Raw genomic sequence first — 20,715 nt, 5'->3', positions numbered from 1 at the left:
CTTTAGCGTTATGATTTTAAAGTTGAATCCCCGGCCCGCCCTATTTTTTTGACGGGCGTCAAAGGCCCAAGGGGTATCAGTCGCGTATAGTGTACGACGGCCTACGCTGTCCTACCGCCTGCGGGCTGCGCCACCGCTTCTATCCAGAGAATTCGTTTACCTATGTCTACCTACCTGATCGCGGCTTTATATAAGTTCGTGGAATTGCCCGATTTCGCCCAAATGCGCGACCCCTTGTTTGCTTTTTGCGAGCAGCACGAGGTCAAGGGCACGCTGTTGCTGGCGCGCGAAGGGATTAACGGCACGATTGCCGGCCCTCAGGAGGGTATTCGTGCCGTCTTGGCATATCTGAACTCCGATCCACGTATTTCTGGCCTGGTGCATAAAGAATCCTATGCCGACAAGGCTCCGTTTTACCGCCTCAAGGTGAAGCTGAAAAAAGAGATCGTTACCCTGGGCGTACCGGATCTGAAAACCGCCGAAATGGTGGGCGAGTATGTTGCTCCCGAAGACTGGAATGCCCTGATCAGCGATCCGGACGTGGTGGTGGTGGATACCCGCAACGATTACGAAGTGGGTATTGGCACTTTTAACCGTGCCATCAACCCCAAGACCCAAAGCTTTACCGAGTTTCCTCAGTGGGTGGCCGAGCAGTCCAAGGAAGGCGGTGTCTTGCATGGCAAACCGCGCGTGGCCATGTTCTGTACCGGCGGTATCCGCTGTGAAAAATCCACAGCCTTCATGCGTTCGCAAGGCTTTGATCAGGTTTACCACCTGCAAGGCGGCATTCTGAAATATCTGGAAGAGATTCCAGCAGCAGAAAGCCTGTGGGATGGTGACTGCTTTGTGTTCGACGAGCGCGTATCGGTGCGTCACGGTCTGGAACCCGGCGATTACGATTTTTGCCGCGCCTGCCGCATGCCCATCAGTGAAGAGGAAAAGCAGTCAGCCCAATTTGAAGAGGGCGTCAGTTGCCCTTACTGTCACGGCCACAGCTCGCCCGAACAGATCGAGCGGTTTCGGGAGCGCCAGAAGCAGGTGGCTCTGGCTCGCGAACGCGAAGAGCGCCATATTGGCGTCAGCATGGATGAATTGGCAGAGCGCCGCGAAGCCGCCCGTCGCAAGGCCGAGGAGCAGCGCCTGCTGGCCCAGCAGGGCAAGGACCTCTAGCCTGTATCGGGCTGCTGTGTTACCTCTATCAGCCTGATTCTGGCCTTGGGCTGTTAACAAGTCGCCCTTCTTCCCTGGAAGGGCGTTTTGTACACGCACCATCGCGCTAAGTCCGCGCTCATGCGCGGCTTTCCATCGGTATCGAGCATGTCCTTATCTGATTTACCCATTTTGTATTCTTTTCGCCGCTGCCCCTACGCCATGCGCGCACGGCTGGCGATTGCGGCCAGCGGCGTGTCTTGCCAGTTGCGCGAGGTCGTGCTGCGCGACAAACCGGACGCCCTGCGTCTGGCCTCTCCCAAAGCAACCGTGCCTGTGCTGGTCCTGCCTGATGGCAGGGTGATTGATGAAAGCCTGGATATCATGCGCTGGGCCTTGGCGATTCACGATCCCTGCCATTATTTACAGTCCGGACAGGGTCTGCACGAGCAGATGGAGGCCTTGATTGCTGCCAACGACGGCCCGTTCAAGAAGCATCTGGACTGTTATAAGTACCCGGATCGTCATACGGATGATGAGCAGTTCACGGAGGCGACGCGTTTCTCGGCCCTGCATCGGGCGCAAGCCAGTGAAATACTGATGGGCCTTAATGCCCGTATCGAGCAAGAGGGCTATCTGGTGGGTAAGACGCCTTGTCTGGCTGATCTGGCCATTGCCCCTTTTGTGCGGCAATTCGCTCAGGTGGATCGAGCCTGGTTCGACGCCCAGCCGTGGGCAGCCTTGTCGAGCTGGCTCGTGAATTTTCAATCCAGCACTTTGTTTGCGAGCATCATGGGCAAGTATCCCGCTTGGACGCCGGACAGCGAAATGGTGCTTTTTCCGGCAGGCTGCCTGCCTGCCTGACTCACTCTGTTTAGCAGTCCCTGCGGCCTTGTACTTGATGACTGCGTGTCTTAACACCTCGCCGGGCTCTTCTGCGTGGGTTTCGAGGCTTAATGACGAGTGAAAAGCAAAGCGACCCGCACGGCGAGGCAACTGCGACCACTCCGGCATGGGCCAGTAAAAAAGGCCGGTTTTCAAGGGAAAACCGGCCTTTCTTGTCGCTGCGAGCGGAATCAGACCGCAACGCTGGCGCGAGGTTCGCTGATTTCTTGAGCTGGAATCTCCTGGCCACCTCGTTGATGGAGGGTGACGCTGGTATCGAGGGGGGGCAGTTCCCCATTCATGGCGCTGTTGAGCTGATCGGTATTTAGCTCTCCTTCCCAGCGGGCGACCACAATGGTGGCTACGGCATTGCCCACCAGATTAGTCAGGGCGCGGCACTCGGACATAAAGCGGTCAATACCCAGGATCAGAGTCATGCCGGCAATAGGCACCGCGGGCACCACGGACAAGGTGGCCGCCAGTGTAATGAAACCGGCGCCGGTTACGCCAGCCGCTCCTTTGGAACTGAGCATGGCGACCAGCAAGAGTAGCACCTGCTCTTGCAAGCTCAGGGGAATATCGCAGGCCTGGGCAATGAACAGGGCAGCCATGGTCATGTAGATATTGGTCCCATCCAGATTGAAGGAATAGCCGGTAGGCACCACCAGGCCCACGACCGACTTGGCACACCCGGCCCGTTCCATTTTCTGCATCAGAGTGGGCAGAGCCGCTTCGGAGGAACTGGTGCCCAGTACGAGCAGCAGTTCTTCGCGGATGTAGCGGATCAGCTTGGTGATGGAAAATCCGTTGTAGCGGGCTACGGCCCCCAGAATGACCAGTACAAAAAGCACGGATGTCACGTAGAAGGTCACCACCAGCAGCGCCAGACTGGAGACCGACTCAATCCCATATTTGCCGATGGTAAAGGCAATGGCGCCGAAAGCGCCCACAGGGGCGGCCTTCATCAAGATGGCGACCAGCTTGAAGACCGGTGCCATCAAAGCCTGAAGGAACTTGAGCACTGGCTTGCCGTGGTCGCCCACGGCGGCCAGAGCGATGCCAAAGAGCACGGCCACGAACAGCACCTGCAAAATGTCACCCCCCGTAAAAGGGCTGATGAGGGTGGCCGGGATGATGTTCATCAAAAAGCCCGTCAGGGTGCTGTCATGAGCCTGCTGGACGTAGCCTTTGATGGCGCTGGAGTCCAGCGAGGCCGGGTCAATGTGCATGCCGTGGCCCGGTTGCACGATATTGCTCACCACCATGCCCACAATCAGGGCCAGGGTGGAGAAGGTCAGAAAGTAAATCATGGCCTTGCCGACCACCCGTCCCACCTTTTGAAGGTCCGTCATGGCGGCAATGCCGGTGGCGACCGTCAGGAAAATAACCGGTGCAATAATCATCTTGACCAGCTTGATGAATGCGTCGCCCAAGGGCTTCATGCTCTCGCCCAAGGACGGATAAAAATGACCCAGCAATATCCCGATGGTGATGGCGATGATGACCTGAACGTACAAAATTCGATACCACTTGATTTTGACAATCTGCGGTACCGGATGCTCTCCTGTGCTTATATCCATCATGATGTCGTCTCCGTGACTTGATGTAGCCGACCTAGCAGTCAGCTGGTGACCTGCTTGGAATTGTGTGTGGGCAGGCGGTTTACGCTCGCCGGAATCCGTGTTCCGGCCCATAAGCTCTTAGCTAAAGCAACATCCGTGCCAATCTGTTCGTAAACAGGAAGTCAGCAAATAAGCGGCTTGCGGGCAGGAGACTTCCCCGCTTTCTGTTTATGTGTGCGAAAATCCGCACAACGATTATTGTTTTTTGGCGAAATTTCGCACGGATTTTATGAATTCCATTCCGGTTTCTTCGGGATTGCGGCGGCGCTTCAGGCTCGAATGGCTGTTTTTGCTGAGCGTGGCTGTGGTGCTGGGCCTGTTCGCTTTCTGGCGCTCGGCTGATTTGGGCACGGCCCGTTTGCTCACACAAAGCGAACAGCGGCTCGATTCCCTGATGCGTGGCAATGCGGGCTGGATTCAGACCATCCGTGACAAATTCCGCACATTGTCATTTGCCCTGGCGCAGGACGAGGCCTTGCGTCAGTACCTCATGGGCAACCCCGCCTATGGCGATGCCCAGGCACTGAACCGCAAGTTCGAGCAGTTGGCCGAGGACACCGGTGCACCGGTGCTGTATTTGCTGGATATTCATTCGCAAACGCTGGTCTCGAGCAATTGGCAGGCGCCCGACAGCTTTGTGGGCAATCACTATGGCTTTCGCCCTTATTTCACCAAAGCCCTGGAGCAGGGGCACGCTGAATACTTTGCTTTGGGAACCTCCAGCGGCAAGGCCGGGCTGTATATTTCCCGAATGGTGCAGGGGCAGGGCGGCAAGGCCGTCGGCGTGGTGGTGATCAAGCTGGTGTTTGATCTGCTGGAAAAAGAGTGGGAAGGCTATGGCGACCGCATGTTTGTCAGCGATCCGAATGGCGTGATCTTGCTCAGTGGTGAGCCGGACTGGCGTTTGCACAGTCTGGATCAGGCCGCACCCGAACAACTGGCCCAGCTGCGAGCCAGCCGGCAGTTTGGCAGCGAAGCTCTGGAGCCGGTGGGGCTGCGCATGTCGAACTCTGGAAACCGGGCCTCGTTCTGGACCTTGGGGCAGGAGCGGTTCTTGCATGTACAGCAAGCGGTGATGGGCAGCGACTGGACGCTACATGCGATGGCACCCATGGACGCCGCCTTGCGGACGCAGGCCTTTCAGTCCCGTCTGACCGTTATGGGCTTGTTGTGTGCGGCTCTGGTGCTGGCTGCCCTGGGCTTGCAGCGCAGTCAGCAGCGCCGTGAAACCCAGGCGCGTCAGGCCTTGTTGCGCGACGCTCTGGAGGAGGCCGTGGAGTCGCGCACCGCTCAGTTGCAGGTGGCGCGTCGTCGCCTGGAGCAGGAGATGCAGGCCTTGCAGGAGGCCCGTTCGCGTGCGCGCGATTTGCGAGAGCAGTTGGAGCAGGCCGAAAAATTGTCGTTTCTGGGGCAGGTGACGGCAGGAGTGGCCCACGAAATCAATCAGCCGGTGGCCGCCATTGAAGTCTACGCTGATAACACCTTGCGCCTGCTGGAGCAGGGGCAGACTGAGACCGCTCGCCAGAACCTGAGTCGCATCCAGGCGCTGACCCAGCGTATTGGCAGCATCACATCCCAGCTTTGTCATTACGCTCGCAAGCCGCAGGAGCAGGAAGGGCCCGTGCTGGTGCGGTCAGCAGTCGAGAGCGCCTGGCAGTTGCTGGAACATCGGGCGCGGGCGCAAGCGGTGGCGCTGGAGCAGGAGGGCATGAGCGAGCCCGTACAGGTATGGGCCTTGCCGGTCCGCCTGGAGCAGGTGCTGGTGAATTTGTTGCGTAATGCGCTCGATGCTCTTGAGGGGCGTTCTCAGGGACGTATTCGTATCGAGGTGATGAACGAGACGCGACATGTGCGCATCGTGGTGTCCGACAACGGGCCAGGCCTAAGTGCGGAAATTCGCCAGCGCCTGTTCACCCCCTTTAGTTCCAGCCGGCACCAAGGACTGGGATTGGGCCTGGTGATCTCGCACGATATTGTGGCGGCCCTCGGTGGCCGTCTGGAAGAAGGGCCGTCGCGTTTGGGCGGGGCCACGTTTCACATTGTGCTGCGGAATGCTGACAGCAAGCAGGACCAGGGAGAGGGTTGAAAATGGAAGTCGCGTTTGTTGATGATGATGCCGATCTGCGTGCTGCCGTTGTGCAAAGTCTGGAGCTGGCAGGCTTGAAGGTAATGGCTTTTGCCAGTGCTCAGGAGGCGTTGGGTCGCTTGCCCACGGATTATCCTGGGGTGGTGGTAACCGATATCCGGATGCCCGGCATGGATGGTCTGGCGCTGATGCGCGCCTTGCATGCCCGCGACCCGGATCAGCCTGTCGTTCTGATTACCGGCCATGGCGACATTGACATGGCCGTACAAGCCATGCGCGACGGTGCATTTGATTTTCTGAGCAAACCTTACCAGGCAGAACGATTGTTGACAGTGATTCGCCATGCCGCCATGCAACGCAGTCTGGTCTTGCAGAACCGGGCCTTGCGCGAGGAGCTGGACGAGGATGGTCAGGGCCCGGCGCTTCTGGGCAACTCGGAGGTGATGATCAATCTGCGCGCTACGCTGCGCCACCTGGCCCAGTCCGATGTGGATGTGCTGGTGGAGGGGGAGACGGGGACGGGCAAAGAGGTTGTGGCCATGCTGCTGCATCGCTGGAGCGCTCGAGCTCAGCATCGGTTTGTGGCGCTCAATTGCGGAGCCTTGCCCGAAACCATTATTGAAAGCGAGTTGTTTGGTCATGAGGCGGGCGCTTTTACCGGTGCTCAGCGCAGACGGGTAGGCAGTGTGGAGCATGCTCATCAGGGCACTCTGTTTCTGGATGAGATTGAAAGCATGCCCATGATTGCGCAGGTACGCTTGCTGCGCGTGCTGGAAACCCGTTGCGTGACGCCTTTGGGCACCAATGAAGAGCACCCGGTCGATATTCGGGTAGTGGCCGCCAGCAAGGTAGATTTGTCCGATCCCGGACAACGTGCGAACTTCCGGGCGGATTTGTACTATCGCTTAAATGTGGTGACCTTGCGCCTGCCGCCGCTCCGAGAGCGCAAAGAAGATATTCCCATGCTGTTCGCGCATTTCGCTGCGCTCGCCGCCAAAAAATACGGCATGGCGCAAAAGATTCCCGATGCACACAGCCTGGCTTATATGCAGTCCCATCACTGGCCGGGAAATGTGCGCGAACTGGCGCATTTTGCACAGCGTGAGGTGTTGGGCGTGCAGCCTGTGCTCGCCAGGGAGGGGGTGGGAGAGGAGTTAAGTCTGCCCGCCCGCATGGAACAATTCGAGGCGCAGCAGATCCGGCAGGCCCTGGCACGTCATCGGGGTGATATCAAAGCGACACTGCAGGATCTGCGCATCCCGCGCAAAACCTTTTATGACAAGCTGCAGCGTCACGGTATTTCACGCAGCGATTTTGTGGAAGAGGGCCTGCCACAGAGCTGATTCTTCCGGTGGTGGCAAAGGCTTGTCTTTGACAGAGGTGCAGGCTGACGTGGTCGATGCTGCAGGCCGCCGTGGTTTTATTGTGTTTATTGATCGGGGAAGCTTTGCCGTAGCAAGGGGGCAAAGAGCGTGTGCGGGCCGACTTGTCCCGCGCAGCCGCAGGGTTCCTTAGCGGCGCAGTCACATAAAAATAGCGGCCAAGGCCGCTATTTTTTTATCGTACTGCCAGGCGGTGAAACCTTACTCCTGCATGCCGGGAACGATGCAGTTAAAGCCGGCGTCAACGTGCGTGATCTCGCCCGTGATGCCGCTGGCCAGTTCGGACATCAGGAAGGAGGCCACATTGCCCACTTCTTCGATGGTAACGTTACGCTGCAGGGGGGCGTGGGTTTCGACGAACTTCAGGATGGTGGAGAAGTCCTTGATGCCGCTGGCAGCCAGGGTCTTGATGGGACCGGCCGAGATGGCATTGGCACGAATGCCGTACTCGCCCAGAGCGACGGCCAGGTAGCGCACGGACGCTTCCAAAGCGGCTTTGGCCACGCCCATTGTGTTGTAGTTGGGGATGGCCTTCTCGGCGCCCAGATAGGTCAGCGTCAGTACCGAACTCTTGCGACCCTTGAGCAAGGGCAGGGCGGCTTTTGCCAGCGCCGGGAAGCTATAGGCGGAAATGTCGTGAGCCACGCGGAACGACTCACGCGACAGACCATCCAGAAAATTGCCGGCAATGGCTTCACGAGGAGCAAAGCCGATGGAGTGAACCAGGCCGTCCAGACCGTCCCAGCGCTCGCCCAGCGAGGCCATAGCTTGTTCAATCTGCGCGTCTTCAGACACGTCACAGGGCAAGACGATATCCGTGCCCAGTTCCTGGGCGAAGCCTTCAACGCGTTCTTTAAACCGCTCGCCCACATAGGTCAGGGCAATATCAGCACCTTGTTGGCGACATGCTTGCGCAATCCCGTAAGCAATGGAGCGGTTCGAGAGAACGCCTGTGACCAGGATGCGTTTTCCTTGCAGGAAACCCATGCTGAAAATCCTTTATGTAATTAGTGGGTGGACTTAGCCACGAATATTGGAACCGGGAACACGCAAACGTGTGCCCCTGGAAAGAGAGTTGCCTTTGAGATTGTTCAGGCGTCGCAGTTCAGCCACCGATGTGTCGTACCGTTTGGCCAAAGCGTAGAGTGTATCGCCCTGGCGGACTGTGTGGGTACGGACATTGGCTCCGCGGCGCAACACAACCGTGTCGCTCTTGCGGTTGACGCTGGCCGTTTGCGCGCGCGCCTGGCGGGCACTCTGGGCAACAGGAGCGGCCGGTGTATTGGTCAGGGAGGCCAACTGCAGACTGCCTTCACCCAAGGTCGTGCTGGGGACCAGCAGTGTCTGGGCGACCGCTTTGCTGCGTTTGCTGCTCAAGCCGTTAATGGAACGCAGTTGCGACAGGGTAATGCCGTGTCGCTGGGCGATGGACAAATAGCTTTCGCCGCGTTTGGCCTGGTAGGCTTTCCAGTTGCTGAGCTTGCCTTGGTAGGCTGCCAGATTGGCTTTGAAGATGTCTACTTTGTTGGCGGGCAACAGCAAGGTGCCGCGTTCGGCCGGAATGGTGGGGCGATTGTGGGCAGCATTCAATGCCTTGAACTCGTCCACGGAAATCTCGGCCAGTTCGGCCGCCAGGGCGACGTCAATGTCCTTGTTCTTGCGCACCGCAGTGAAATAGGGCGTATTGCTCACTGGAGGCAAGGTGATGCCGTAGCGCTCGGGGTTGGCCACAATATTTTTGATGGCCTGCAGCTTGGGGACGTAATTGCGCGTTTCGTCCGGCATTTTCAGTGATAAGTAATCAACGTCCAGGTTGGCTTGTTCGTTGCGTTCCATGGCGCGTCGTACCGACCCTTCGCCCCAGTTGTAGGAGGCCAGTGCCAGATACCAGTCACCCTGAAACTCGTACAGATACGACAGATAATCCAGGGCAGCACGGGTGGACTCGACCGGGTCACGGCGCTGGTCTACCCACCAGTTTTGCTCCAGCTTGTATTGCGTGCCGGTGCTGGGAATGAACTGCCACAGACCCGAAGCATGAGAGCGCGAATAGGCGACCGGGTTATAGGCGCTTTCCACAAAAGGCAGCAGCGCCAGTTCCGAGGGCAGACCCCGGGCATCGAGTTCGTCCATGATGTGATAAAGGTAGCGCGAGGCGCGCTGGCTCATGGTGCGGATGGACTCGGGGTGGGAGGCGTAATAATTGGTCCAGTAATCGACCAGGTCGGTATGCAGATTGGGGATGGCAAAGCCTCGGCGCATACGGTCCCAGGCATCTTTTGGGGGGTGGGTCAGATCAATCGTGCGAGACGTATCGGCGGCAATGCTGGTGGAGGTTTTGGCGGCTTTTTGGGGGCTGACCTTGGGGCCTGTGGCGCAACCTGCCAGCACGAAAGCGCATAGCAGCGCAAAAAGTCTCATTAGGTTCATTGCGGAATCTTCAGAAATTGTTTTTCCAGTCGCGCAGGCTGGCAAATACCTCGACAGGATTATTCAGAGGCCGGGCGGCGTACTGCTCGGCAGCCTTGATAACAGCAGTCGTCTCGCAACGCAGAAACGGATTGGTAGCCAATTCTGTTTTCAGGGTGGAGGGCACCGTGGGCAAGTTCTGCTGACGCTTGAGCTTATCCTGTTCCCAACGTTCATGCAGGTGGGGACTGTCTGGCTCTACCTGCAAAGCCCAGCGTAAATTGGATAAGGTGTATTCGTGCGCACAGCAGATCAGGGTGTCCGCAGGCAGTGTCGCCAACTTGCCCAAGGAGTCCATCATTTGAGCCGGGGTGCCTTCAAAAAGACGTCCGCAACCGGCGGCAAACAAGGTATCACCACAGAAAACAAAGGGCTGTTTTACCTCATTTTGACCAAAGTACGCAACGTGTCCGGCAGTGTGACCGGGGATATCCAGCACCTCCAGCGTCAGTTCCAGGGTGGGCAAATCGACTTTGTCGGACTGTCCCACACGCACGTCACAGACGGGCAGACGCTCGTGGGCCGGGCCCCATACGCGTGTAGGATGCTTTGCCAGGATATCCTTGACACCGCCAACATGGTCACCATGGTGGTGTGTCAGTAAAATGGCATCCAGTTGTAAGGATTCGCGCGCCAGCCATTCCAATACCGGGGCGGCCTGGCCGGGGTCCACAACCAGAGCGTGACCGGCTCGAGCCAAAGCCCATATATAGTTGTCATTTAGAGCAGGAAGTGGAATCAGGCGAACATCGCTTGGCACAGGCCAGGTAAATGCATTCATCATGGTAGAGGGGGAAAGCGCCAGTGGAGCAGACTTTGAATGATCAATTTGCCCAGTGGTTGGAAACCGTACCGGGGCGATATGTGCGGGCCTGGGAACAAGCCGCGATTGATGCGGAGGTGGTCAACACCTTCGGGTATCATGCCATACAAATCGGATTGCCGCATTGGGACCTCCTGGCGCAAAGTCGGGTCTGTTTCAAGGTGTGTACCGCTCAGGCCGGCGTCTTGCCTGCCGATCAGAAAAATCTGGTTTATGCCCAACCTGAACATCTGCCTTTCGATACGCAAAGCATCGATCTGCTGATTTTGCCCCATACGCTGGAAAGCGCCAGTGATCCACATCAGGTGTTGCGCGAGGCCGAGCGTGTGCTGGTGCCTGAGGGGCGCATTATCCTGACAGGCTTCAATCCCGTCAGCCTCTGGGGAGTTCATGACTGGATACCGGGTCTGGATCGGGGTACGCCCACCCTGCCTGGCGATGTCATCTTTCCTTGGCGCTTGCGCGACTGGTTGAAACTCCTGTCCTTTGATGTGCAAAGCGCGCAGATGGGTTGTTATGCCCCCTTGTGCCGTCAGCAGGCCTGGCTGGATCGCTGGGGCTGGATGGAGCGCAGCGGTGCACGCTGGTGGAGCTTTGCCGGGGCGGTTTACATGGTGGGTGCCGTCAAGCGCACACCCGCCCTGCGCCTGGTCGGCCCCAAATGGAAGAAAAATCGTCGACGTGTGCGTCGGCCTATGGTGGTTGCCGGACGCGCTGCCGATGAAGGAATAAGCAAGACATGAGTGATGTTGTTGAGATCTGGACAGACGGGGCCTGCAAGGGCAACCCGGGTTTGGGTGGCTGGGGGGCTTTGCTGCGCCACGGTGGGCGCGAGAAAGCAATCTGTGGTGGCGAGGCCAATACCACCAATAACCGTATGGAACTGATGGCCGTGATCGAGGCCTTGAAAGCCCTGAAACGTCCTTGCCAGGTGCGGGTGCATACGGATTCGCAGTATGTGCAAAAAGGCATGAACGAATGGTTGCCGGGCTGGAAGGCCCGTGGCTGGCGCACGGCAGATAAGAAGCCTGTCAAAAATGCCGATTTGTGGCAGGAGCTGGAACAGCAGGCAGCCAAGCATGAGCTGACCTGGCTGTGGGTGCGCGGTCACGCTGGCGATCCCGGTAATGAACGGGCAGATCAGCTGGCCAATGAAGGGGTGGAAATCGCCAGGCAGTTATAAGATCGTGCGCAGATTCCCGGCCTGCAGATAGTACTATTAGCCACTCGTCATATTTTGTCAGACTGCTGTGCCGGCCTGACCGGTCAGGATAAGCCGCCCATGATTTCCACGCTGCGCCTCACGATTTTTCCCTTGTTTTTTGCGCTGTTCCTGAGCAGTACGCCAGGCTGGGCGCAGTCCGGAGCCACGCGAGTAGAAGTGCTGCCTGTGCGACAAAGCGAATTGATTCGTGATGTAGCCGCGGTAGGGACCTTGGTGGCCAGGGAATCGGTCATGCTGCGCCCCGAGATTAGCGGTCGCATTTCAGCCATCAGTTTTGAGGAAGGCCAGCCCGTCAGCAAGGGGCAACTGCTGGTTCAACTGGACCCAGCCATGGCGCAGGCACAATTGAATCAGGCTCAGGCCAATTTGAATCTGGCCAGTAGTCAGCATCAGCGCTCTGCCCAACTGAGCCGTCAAGGCTTTATCAGCCAGCAGGCCAAGGATGAGTCCGGCAGTCGCCTGGCCGTGCAGCAGGCCGAAGTGCAACTGGCACGGGTACAGTTGGACAAGACCCGTATCCGTGCCCCTTTCGATGGAGTCACGGGTTTGCGCAACGTGTCTGTGGGCGATTACGTGGGGCCGGGCACCGATCTGGTGCGACTGGAGGCGATCTCCAGTCTGAACGTGGACTTTCGCATTCCCGAACAATATCTGGCCGATGTGAAACCGGGCATGCCCGTTGAACTGGGTTTTGACGCTTTTCCAGGCCAGACCCGCAAAGGCTCGGTACTGGCAGTCAGCCCGGTGGTGGATGCCGCCGGCCGTTCGATTCTGCTGCGGGCGCAGGTACCCAACGAGGACGGCGCCTTGCGCCCCGGCCTGTTCAGTCGGGTCCGGCTGGAACTGTCGCGTTATCAGGCCTTGATGGTGCCGGAAACGGCATTGGCGCCTGCTGGTCAGGACCAGTACGTCTACGTGGTCAACGATGGTCGGGCAGAGCGTCGTCAGGTGCAGGTGGGCGTGCGAGAGCAAGGCTGGGTACAGGTGACGGGCAATCTGCAAGCGGGAGACAGCGTGTTGGTGGCGGGGCTGCAAAAGGTGCGTGATGGTGTGCCCGTCGACATTCAGGAAGTGATTGACGTGCAAGCACAGCCGCAGCAATAGGACAGGATCATGGTGCTTTCCGATTTATGTATCCGCCGTCCGGTATTTGCCACGGTGCTGTCCTTGGTGATCGTGCTGGTCGGTTTCATTGCTTATGAACGTCTGACGGTACGCGAGTACCCTGCCATTGATGAGCCCGTGGTGTCTGTCATCACCAATTACAAGGGCGCGTCGCCGGAGGTAATTGAATCTCAGGTGACCAAGCCGCTGGAAGATCAACTGTCGGGGATTGAGGGCGTCAATGTGATGACCTCGCGTAGCCGCTCCGAGCGCAGCCTGATCAATATCAAGTTCAATCTGGACCGGGCCCCGGATGCGGCTGCGGCCGATGTGCGCGACAAGGTCTCGCGCGCTCGACGCTTTCTGCCTGACGAAGTGGACGAGCCCATCATCAACAAGGTGGAGGCCGACTCCACTCCCATTATTTATGTGGGGGTCGACACGGGCAACTACAGCATGCTGGAGGCCTCGGACTACATCAACCGGTATATCAAGACGCGTTTGTCCGTTCTGCCCGGTGCGGCCGAAGTCCGGGTGTTTGGCGAGCGGCTGCCTGCCATGCGTATCGATCTGGACCGAACCCGCCTGGCGGCCTATCAGTTGACGGTACAGGACGTGGAAGATGCGCTGCGCAAACAGAACGTGCTGATCCCGGCAGGACGCATCGAGTCGGATGCGCGCGAATTTTCGGTGGTGTCATCGACCGACCTGGAAACGCCCGAGGAGTTTCGCGACATCATCATCAGTCAGGCGGCCGGCTACCCGGTACGTATCTCCGATATTGCCGAGGTGCGGATCGGGCCTGCCGAAGAACGGGTGCTGGCCCGTTTCAATGGACAAAACAGTTTGAATATTGGTGTGACCAAGCAGTCCACGGCCAACCCGCTGGATCTGTCCAAGTCGGTGCGCGCGGAAGTTGAGCGCATCAATGAAAGTCTGCCGGGCAATATGAAGCTGACCGTGGCTTACGACAGCTCCATCTTTATTCAGGAATCCATTGATTCGGTGTACACCACGATTGCCGAGGCCATCTTGCTGGTGGTGCTGGTGATTGTGTTCTTTCTGCGCAGTTTCCGCGCCAGCCTCATTCCCATCGTGACAATTCCGATCTCCTTGATCGGGGCGTTTGCCATCATGTACATGCTGGGTTTTTCCATCAATACCCTGACCTTGCTGGCGATGGTGCTGGCCATTGGTCTGGTGGTGGACGATGCAATTGTGGTGTTGGAAAACGTGTATCGGCATATCGAAGAAGGCAAAACTGCCATGCAGGCTGCTTTTTTAGGTGTGCGTGAGATTGCTTTTGCCGTGATTGCCATGACGCTGACCCTGGTGGCGGTGTATGCGCCGCTGGCATTTGCCACTGGACGCACGGGACGGCTGTTCATTGAGTTTGCCCTGACGCTGGCGGCTGCCGTGCTGGTATCGGGCTTTGTGGCCCTGACTCTGACCCCCATGATGTGCTCGCGTATGTTGCGCCCTCAGGGGGCAAAAGTAGGCCGTGTCAGTCAGGGGATCGAGAACTTTCTGGTCTGGCTCACGCGAACTTACCGCCGGGCCTTGATCCGGGCCCTGCGCTGGCGCTGGCTGGTTTTGCTGATCGGCGTTGCCGTAGCGGCCAGCAGTGCCTTGCTGTTTACGGTTATTAAAAGCGAACTGGCCCCGGTTGAGGATCGTGGCGTGATCTTCGGCATTGTGAGTTCGCCCGAAGGCGCTACATTGGACTACACCTTGCACAATGTGGAGCGAGTCGAAGCCTTGTATCGCGACATCCCGGAAACCGAGGGCTATCAGTCCATTATTGGTTTTCCCACCGTGACAGACTCGTTTGCCATCTTGCGTCTGAAACCCTGGCAGGAGCGCTCGCGCACTCAGCAGTCGATCGCGCGTGAACTGCAGCCGCATTTCTCGGCCATCCCCGGCGCACGGGCCTTTCCCACCAACCCGCCTTCCCTGGGGCAGCGGGCCACTTCCAAACCCGTGGAGTTTGTCATCATGAGTCAGGCTCCCTATCCGGAGCTGGCTCGAATTGTGGACGGCTTTCTGGCGGAGCTGAAGGATTATCCGGGACTGTTGAATGTGGATACGGACTTACGCCTGAACACGCCTGAAATCCGCATTGATGTGGATCGCGACAAGCTGGCCGATACGGGCGTTTCGGTAGAGGTCGTGGGCCGCACCCTGGAGTCCATGCTGGGCGGGCGTCAGGTGACCCGTTACAAGAGTGATGGTGAACAGTACGATGTGATCGTGCAGGTAGATAAACAGGCTCGCTCCAGCCCGCAGAATATCCTGGATATTTATGTTCGCACCAAGGACGGCGGCATGGTTCAGGCATCCAATTTCCTGAAAGTTCGCGAAAGCGTGTCCCCTCAATCGCTGAACCACTTCAATCGTTTGCGTGCCGTGATTGTGGAGGCCTCGGTGGCTCCTGGCTATGCCTTGGGAGAGGTGCTCGAACACATGAATGAGGTGGCGCGCAAGACGCTGCCCGAAACCGTGCAGACCGATCTGGACGGACAATCGCGTGAGTTCCGGGACTCCTCGGGCAGTATCTATCTGGTGTTTCTGATGGCGCTGGCCTTCATTTACCTGGTGCTGGCTGCCCAGTTCGAAAGCTGGCGCAATCCGCTCATCATCATGCTGTCCGTGCCTCTGTCCATGACAGGCGCTTTGCTGGCTCTGTGGCTCTCAGGCGGAACCTTGTCCATTTATAGTCAGATTGGCTTGATTACTCTGGTGGGCCTGATTACCAAGCATGGCATTTTGATCGTGGAATTTGCCACCCAGCAGCGCGAGGCCGGAGCCAGTTTGTACAATGCCGTAGTGCGGGCCTGCGAGATGCGGCTGCGTCCCATCCTGATGACGACCGGCGCGATGGTGCTGGGGGTGTTGCCCCTGGCCTATGCCACCGGAGCGGGGGCTGAATCGCGTCAGCAGATCGGCTGGGTGCTGGTGGGCGGTTTGACGTTGGGTACCGTGTTAACCCTGTTTGTGGTGCCTGTTGCCTATACGCTGATAGCAGGGCGCAAAGCGGGGCAGGACGAGCAGCTTGAGCTGATTGATAAGCCCCAGGCCTCTCTCTAAACTGAGGGTCGGGGCGGCTACGGGGCGTCTGTCCAGCCAAGGCTTTGTGCCGTGATCGACTATTGTAGGAAAAGTGAATGCGTCAAATTATTCTGGATACTGAAACCACCGGTCTGGAGCCGCGTGAAGGACACCGTATCGTTGAAGTGGGTGGGGTGGAGCTGTTCAACCGCAAATTGACTGGCCGCCATTTGCACCTGTATCTGAACCCGGATCGGGACTCCGATCCCGAAGCGCTGGCCATTCATGGTTTGACCACCGAGTTTTTGGCCGGGCATCCACGTTTCAAGGATGTGGTCGACCAAGTGCTGGATTTTGTGCAGGATGCAGAGGTCATTATTCATAATGCCTCGTTCGACACGCGCTTTCTGGATGCCGAACTGGAACGAGTCGGTAAAGGGCCTTTCTCGGAGTATTGCGCCAGCATCACCGACTCCTTGCTGGTGGCCCGGGAAATGCACCCCGGCAAGCGTAACTCCCTGGATGCCTTGTGCGAGCGCTACGGTATTTCCAACTCTCACCGCACCTTGCACGGCGCTTTGCTGGACTCGGAATTGCTGGCCGATGTCTGGCTGGCCATGACGCGGGGTCAGGATGCCTTGTTGATGGACTTTGACGAGTCCGATGGGCAAGGAGGACAGGGCAGCGATTTGAGCCTGGGCAAGTTTGATCCCAGCGTGTTGAAAGTGCTGCGCGCTTCGCCAGCCGATCAGGCCGAGCATGAAAAATACATGGACCTGCTGGAAAAGCAGAACAAAAAGCCACCCATGTGGCGCGAGATGCTCCAGCCAGTTACCGAATAATTATTCAGGAAAAATAGCAGGCCAAACCTTGTTAATCAGGCAAGGCCATGCTATAGTCTTTTTCTTCGCAGTTTGCAGCTCTTGCAAGCTACGGGCGGTTAACTCAGTGGTAGAGTGCCACCTTCACACGGTGGAAGTCACAAGTTCGAACCTTGTACCGCCCACCATCTTCGCTTTTCTTTATTTCCCCCCTTTGCTATCGAACATTGCCCTTATTGCGGCGGCGTGCCTGCGTCCTTGTCCGGCCTGTGTCCGCTGAGGTGGGCTGAGTTCAGGTCGTCGGTTGCCGACAGCCGATGGTTGAGGTGAGCAGTGCTGGCGCGTGCTTGAAAACAAAAACGCCCAGTGACGCATCACTGGGCGTTTTTTGTTCAGTCAGGCCTTGATGTTAGATCAAGGCAGACTGCCTGGCGTTACAGCCAGGTCAGACCGATCGAGATCACGATGCCCGAGACAATCAGTTGAATCAGGCAAAAGCCCATGATGTCTTTGGCTTTCAGGCCCGCAATTGCCAGCACTGGCAGAGCCCAGAAGGGTTGCAGCATGTTAGTCCAGGAATCGCCCCAGGCAACGGCCATGGCAGTACGCGCCATATCGGCGTCCAAGGCCTGGGTGGCAGCAATTACAACCGGGCTTTGTACCGCCCACTGTCCACCGCCCGAAGGTACAAAAATATTGACCAGACCGGCGCTCATGAAGGTCCAGAAGGGCAGGGTGGTGGCGGTTGCAAAGGACACCATCCATTCGGACAAGCTGGCCGCCAGACCGGAATCAATCATGATTGCCATGATGCCGGCGTAAAAGGGGAACTGGATCACAATACCGGCACCGCCACGAATGGCCTCGTCCAGACTTTTGAGTAGACGTCGAGGGGTACCGTGCAGCAGGATGGCCAGAATCAGAAAGGTGAAATTGATCACGTTCAGGTTCAGAGTGGCCCCACGCAGCACGTAGTAATCAAACAGGTACGCCAGGCCCGCCACACCAATCACGATTGAGATCAGGCGACTGTTTTCCAGTCGATCTGCGGGACGGTCCGTGGTTTGTTTGACATCATCGGGCGCATCTTCCAGCAGGCTTGGGTCTACATAAATGCTTTCCTTGTCGCTGGGCAGCATCAGGCGATTGACGAGCGGGACCAGAATGAACAAGGCAATCACGATCGCCAGGTTGAAGAAGGCAAAGATAGTGTCTGATGTACTGATAATGCCAATTTTGTCTTCGGAGAAATGTCCCGAGGTGGCAATGGTCAGCGGTACGGAACCGGCCAGGCCGCCGTGCCAGACCAGGAAACCCGAGTACGCACTGGCAACCAGCAGACGGTAATCAACGCGAACCTGACGCGCCAGCTCCTTGGCAAACAAGGCGCCGACGACCAGGCCGAAACCCCAGTTGATCCAGCTGGCGGCCAGCGAAACCAGGGTGACCAGAATAATGGCCGAGCCGGCAGAGCGGGCCAGAGAGGCAAGTCTCCGCAACCAGCTTTTCACCAAGGGTGTGCTGGCCAGCATGTGTCCGGTCAGCAAAACCAGCAGCATTTGCATGGCAAAGGTCAACAGTCCCCAAAAACCGTTGCCCCAGTACTGGATGATCTCCATCGGAGAGCGTTGCTCGAAAGCCATGGCGGCAATGCCGGCAATCAAGGTGAGCAGGATGACGAAAATATACGGATCGGGAAGATAGCGTTCAACCAGGCGGACCGAACCGCGCGTCATGGCTTTAAACATAGAGTGTGCTCCTGTGGACTTGCGCCAGTATTTGCGCGGGTCCAGATGTTTTGAGAGTGTATGGATGCCTGTTGGTCGGGCATCTTGCTGACAGCATTCCGATAAGAATGCTCAGTACGGCCGTATTGTTGGCGAGATGTCGCTCATTGTGAAGACGGGAAAACCTGCACCCTCATGTTCTGGACCCTTGTTCTCTTGCGTTATGTGCTTTACTATATAACGGTGTTTTCGAAAGAACCGTCACTCATCGCTCGATGATGGGTTCTGTTTACGGGCCCCTGGGGCCCGTTTTTTTTTGCCATGAAATGTGTGGTGTTGCCATTGGGCTTTCTCTCGGGCGCAACCCATAGAGAAATGGGATGAGACAAGCGCCCAGACTTTTTGCTGCCGCAGGCTTTTTTGTTGTGCATGAGATCGTGGCGGCAGTTGGAGCCAGTCTCCGACTGCCAGCGCACACGGTTGAATTACCGGTTTGGTATGCGCGAGGGGCCTGGGGCCCCCCGAACTTCTCACATGTTCTTCAGCGCAGCACGACCATACTGATTGTTGTGCTCCACCACGCGCGTCAGCATGGTCATAAACGTCTGACGTTGTTTGGCGGTCAGTGGGTCCAGCAGCCGCTCTTGTGCCCGGTTCATGCCGCTACTGATTTCCTTCATGGCCGCCAGACCGGCTTCGGTGATGTACGTTTGGCGGGAACGGCGGTCCTCGGGGTTGATGCGTCGCCCCAGCAAGCCTTTTTCTTCCAGCCTGCGGATGACATCGGCGGAGGTAGTGCGATCCAGGCCTAGCTCGTAACCAATCGTGGTCTGATCCAGCCAGGGGGAGCCCATCAACACCGACAGGACTCCGTGCTGGACAGGCGTGAGGTCGCTTTTGCACTCCTCGTAGAACATGGCGTAGTGAATCTGGTTAAGACGGCGAACCAGAAAACCGGGCCGGGACCACAGTTTGCGTCGATACAGCTCGGCATTTTCTTCTTCCACTGGACCCAGGATTTCGGCCTCGTCGGCTTCCAGTCGTTCTTCTTGCTTTAGCTCGGCGTGATTCTTCATGGATAAGTCAGTCATCGATTGAGTGGCCTTCAGCCTGTTGCCCAGAAAGGCAGCACACTGAAAGCGGGACGACCTGCAAAGGGTACGGCTGCAAGGTCGGCGTCTACAAGGAAAGCAGGGCTACGCTAAGGTGAACAAAAGCCCTGATTTCTGATTTGTAGTCATTTCTACAGGCGCTGTCCACGCCCCAAAGTATATGTGATTTCCCGACTTGCTGAAAACAATAATAATCAGCATACTGATAGATATTGTTGGGGGGTCAAACGATTGACCTTATGTAAATCAATAATTTAGGGAATATTTACGGTGAAACGTATTAAAAAAATAGCACTGGAGGAGCACTTCAACGCCGTGGGCTTTGAGGATTATTCCAAGGCCTTTGTCAAACATATCGACAGTGCCGACGCGCGCGAACTGATGGCCCGTTTGCAGGACTTTGACGCGCAGCGTCTGGAAGTGATGGACCGCGCTGGCATCGAGTATGTCGTGCTGTCCCAGACCGGTCCTGGCGTGCAGGTGGAAAAAGACGTGTCAGTGGCAATCGCGCGCGCTCGTCAGAATAATGATTTCCTGGCACAGCAAATTGCACACCACCCCGATCGTCTGGGTGGTTTTGCCACTTTGCCCATGCAGGACCCGGCAGCCGCCGCGCAGGAGTTGACGCGTGCCGTGCAGGATTTGGGTCTGAAAGGAGCCCTGGTCAACGGTCACACCCATGGCGTGTATTACGACAGCCGCGAATATGACGCGTTTTGGGAAACCGTGCAGAAGCTGGATGTGCCCTTCTACCTGCATCCCTTTGATGCCTACGAAATGCCACACGCTTATTCCGGCCACCCGGAGCTGATGGGCGCAACCTGGGGTTGGGGGGTAGAGACCGGTACCCACGCATTGCGCATGTTGTTCGGTGGTGTGTTTGACCGCTGCCCGGAAGTGAAGCTGGTGCTGGGGCATATGGGCGAAGGCCTGCCATTTCAGCGCTGGCGCTACGACAGCCGTTTTGCGGTCTACCCACACGGTGTCACCCTGAAGCGCAAGCCGTCCGAGTACATCGGCAGCAATATTCTGATCACCACTTCTGGTGTCTGTTCCGCCCCGACCCTGATGGGCGCGATTGGTGAAATGGGCGCCGAGGCCGTGTTGTTCTCCGTGGACTACCCATATGAATCCACCGAGCTGGCTGCCGATTTCATCGAGTCAGCGCCGATGGATGACAAGACCCGCGAGCTGGTGTGTTACGGCAACGCGGCTCGTCTGTTCAAGCTGGACCGGAGCTAAGGATGAGCACATTTTTGTAT

16 protein-coding genes and 1 tRNA gene are annotated in these 20,715 nt (G+C 57.5%); 11 read left to right on the top strand and 6 right to left on the bottom strand.

Annotated features, from left to right (window positions below; translation table 11 throughout):
* Positions 1–162 precede the first annotated feature (162 nt).
* Positions 163–1,170: an oxygen-dependent tRNA uridine(34) hydroxylase TrhO gene (gene trhO / locus VF694_RS13750; RefSeq protein WP_440164675.1), complete on the top strand. Its 1,008-nt coding sequence runs from the start codon at positions 163–165 to the stop codon at positions 1,168–1,170.
* A 147-nt stretch (positions 1,171–1,317) separates the two neighbouring features.
* On the top strand, positions 1,318–2,013 hold the full coding sequence (locus VF694_RS13745) for a glutathione S-transferase (RefSeq protein ID WP_440164672.1): 696 nt from the start codon (positions 1,318–1,320) through the stop codon (positions 2,011–2,013).
* Positions 2,014–2,225: 212 nt separating this feature from the next.
* On the opposite strand, the gene VF694_RS13740 is transcribed toward VF694_RS13745, so the two are convergent.
* Positions 2,226–3,617, bottom strand: coding sequence for a dicarboxylate/amino acid:cation symporter (locus VF694_RS13740; RefSeq protein WP_440164670.1), 1,392 nt, complete (start codon positions 3,615–3,617; stop codon positions 2,226–2,228).
* Between the two features lie 268 nt (positions 3,618–3,885).
* Here VF694_RS13740 and VF694_RS13735 point away from each other — a divergent pair, with 268 nt between their 5' ends.
* Both VF694_RS13735 and VF694_RS13730 read left to right on the top strand, forming a co-directional pair.
* The gene (locus VF694_RS13735; RefSeq protein ID WP_440164668.1) at positions 3,886–5,742 is read left to right on the top strand and encodes a sensor histidine kinase; all 1,857 of its coding nucleotides are present in this window, start codon (positions 3,886–3,888) and stop codon (positions 5,740–5,742) included.
* A gap of 2 nt (positions 5,743–5,744) precedes the next feature.
* Positions 5,745–7,085, top strand: a complete 1,341-nt coding sequence (locus VF694_RS13730; RefSeq protein ID WP_003805535.1) for a sigma-54-dependent transcriptional regulator — start codon at positions 5,745–5,747, stop codon at positions 7,083–7,085.
* Between the two features lie 240 nt (positions 7,086–7,325).
* Here the strand turns inward: VF694_RS13730 and fabI are convergent, their stop codons facing one another.
* From fabI to gloB, 3 genes are read right to left on the bottom strand one after another with little or no spacing between them, the layout of a single operon-like run.
* Positions 7,326–8,111, bottom strand: a complete 786-nt coding sequence (fabI, locus tag VF694_RS13725; RefSeq protein WP_003805533.1) for an enoyl-ACP reductase FabI — start codon at positions 8,109–8,111, stop codon at positions 7,326–7,328.
* A 33-nt stretch (positions 8,112–8,144) separates the two neighbouring features.
* The gene (locus VF694_RS13720; protein ID WP_039944112.1) at positions 8,145–9,554 is read right to left on the bottom strand and encodes a transglycosylase SLT domain-containing protein; all 1,410 of its coding nucleotides are present in this window, start codon (positions 9,552–9,554) and stop codon (positions 8,145–8,147) included.
* A gap of 10 nt (positions 9,555–9,564) precedes the next feature.
* A complete protein-coding gene (gloB, locus tag VF694_RS13715) occupies positions 9,565–10,374 on the bottom strand; it encodes a hydroxyacylglutathione hydrolase (RefSeq protein ID WP_440164778.1) in 810 nt (269 codons plus the stop codon).
* A gap of 23 nt (positions 10,375–10,397) precedes the next feature.
* Here gloB and VF694_RS13710 point away from each other — a divergent pair, with 23 nt between their 5' ends.
* The 6 genes from VF694_RS13710 (at position 10,398) to VF694_RS13685 (ending at position 16,802) form a co-directional block, all read left to right on the top strand.
* On the top strand, positions 10,398–11,159 hold the full coding sequence (locus VF694_RS13710) for a class I SAM-dependent methyltransferase (RefSeq protein WP_003805527.1): 762 nt from the start codon (positions 10,398–10,400) through the stop codon (positions 11,157–11,159).
* Positions 11,156–11,599: a ribonuclease HI gene (gene rnhA / locus VF694_RS13705; RefSeq protein WP_003805526.1), complete on the top strand. Its 444-nt coding sequence runs from the start codon at positions 11,156–11,158 to the stop codon at positions 11,597–11,599. Before VF694_RS13710 ends, rnhA begins: the two co-directional genes overlap by 4 nt.
* A 99-nt stretch (positions 11,600–11,698) precedes the next feature.
* Positions 11,699–12,745: an efflux RND transporter periplasmic adaptor subunit gene (locus VF694_RS13700; protein ID WP_003805523.1), complete on the top strand. Its 1,047-nt coding sequence runs from the start codon at positions 11,699–11,701 to the stop codon at positions 12,743–12,745.
* A gap of 9 nt (positions 12,746–12,754) precedes the next feature.
* Complete coding sequence (locus VF694_RS13695) at positions 12,755–15,832, top strand: efflux RND transporter permease subunit (RefSeq protein WP_003805520.1); 3,078 nt, start codon at positions 12,755–12,757, stop codon at positions 15,830–15,832.
* 77 nt (positions 15,833–15,909) lie between these two features.
* On the top strand, positions 15,910–16,635 hold the full coding sequence (dnaQ, locus tag VF694_RS13690; RefSeq protein WP_003805518.1) for a DNA polymerase III subunit epsilon: 726 nt from the start codon (positions 15,910–15,912) through the stop codon (positions 16,633–16,635).
* A gap of 92 nt (positions 16,636–16,727) precedes the next feature.
* Positions 16,728–16,802, top strand: a tRNA-Val gene (locus tag VF694_RS13685).
* A 246-nt stretch (positions 16,803–17,048) separates the two neighbouring features.
* On the opposite strand, the gene VF694_RS13680 is transcribed toward VF694_RS13685, so the two are convergent.
* Both VF694_RS13680 and VF694_RS13675 read right to left on the bottom strand, forming a co-directional pair.
* A complete protein-coding gene (locus VF694_RS13680) occupies positions 17,049–18,362 on the bottom strand; it encodes a short-chain fatty acid transporter (protein ID WP_440164665.1) in 1,314 nt (437 codons plus the stop codon).
* 509 nt (positions 18,363–18,871) lie between these two features.
* The gene (locus VF694_RS13675; protein ID WP_003805514.1) at positions 18,872–19,432 is read right to left on the bottom strand and encodes a MarR family winged helix-turn-helix transcriptional regulator; all 561 of its coding nucleotides are present in this window, start codon (positions 19,430–19,432) and stop codon (positions 18,872–18,874) included.
* A 291-nt stretch (positions 19,433–19,723) separates the two neighbouring features.
* Between VF694_RS13675 and VF694_RS13670 the strand changes: the two genes are divergently transcribed.
* On the top strand, positions 19,724–20,695 hold the full coding sequence (locus VF694_RS13670) for an amidohydrolase family protein (protein WP_059318290.1): 972 nt from the start codon (positions 19,724–19,726) through the stop codon (positions 20,693–20,695).
* Positions 20,696–20,715: the final 20 nt, after the last annotated feature.

The sequence above is a fragment of the Alcaligenes sp. Lyrl_28 genome, from assembly GCF_051948705.1.
In the GTDB taxonomy this organism is placed as follows: Bacteria; Pseudomonadota; Gammaproteobacteria; order Burkholderiales; family Burkholderiaceae_B; genus Alcaligenes; species Alcaligenes ammonioxydans.
The sequence above is the reverse complement of the archived record's forward strand: the minus strand, read 5'-3'. Positions and strand labels throughout refer to the sequence as shown.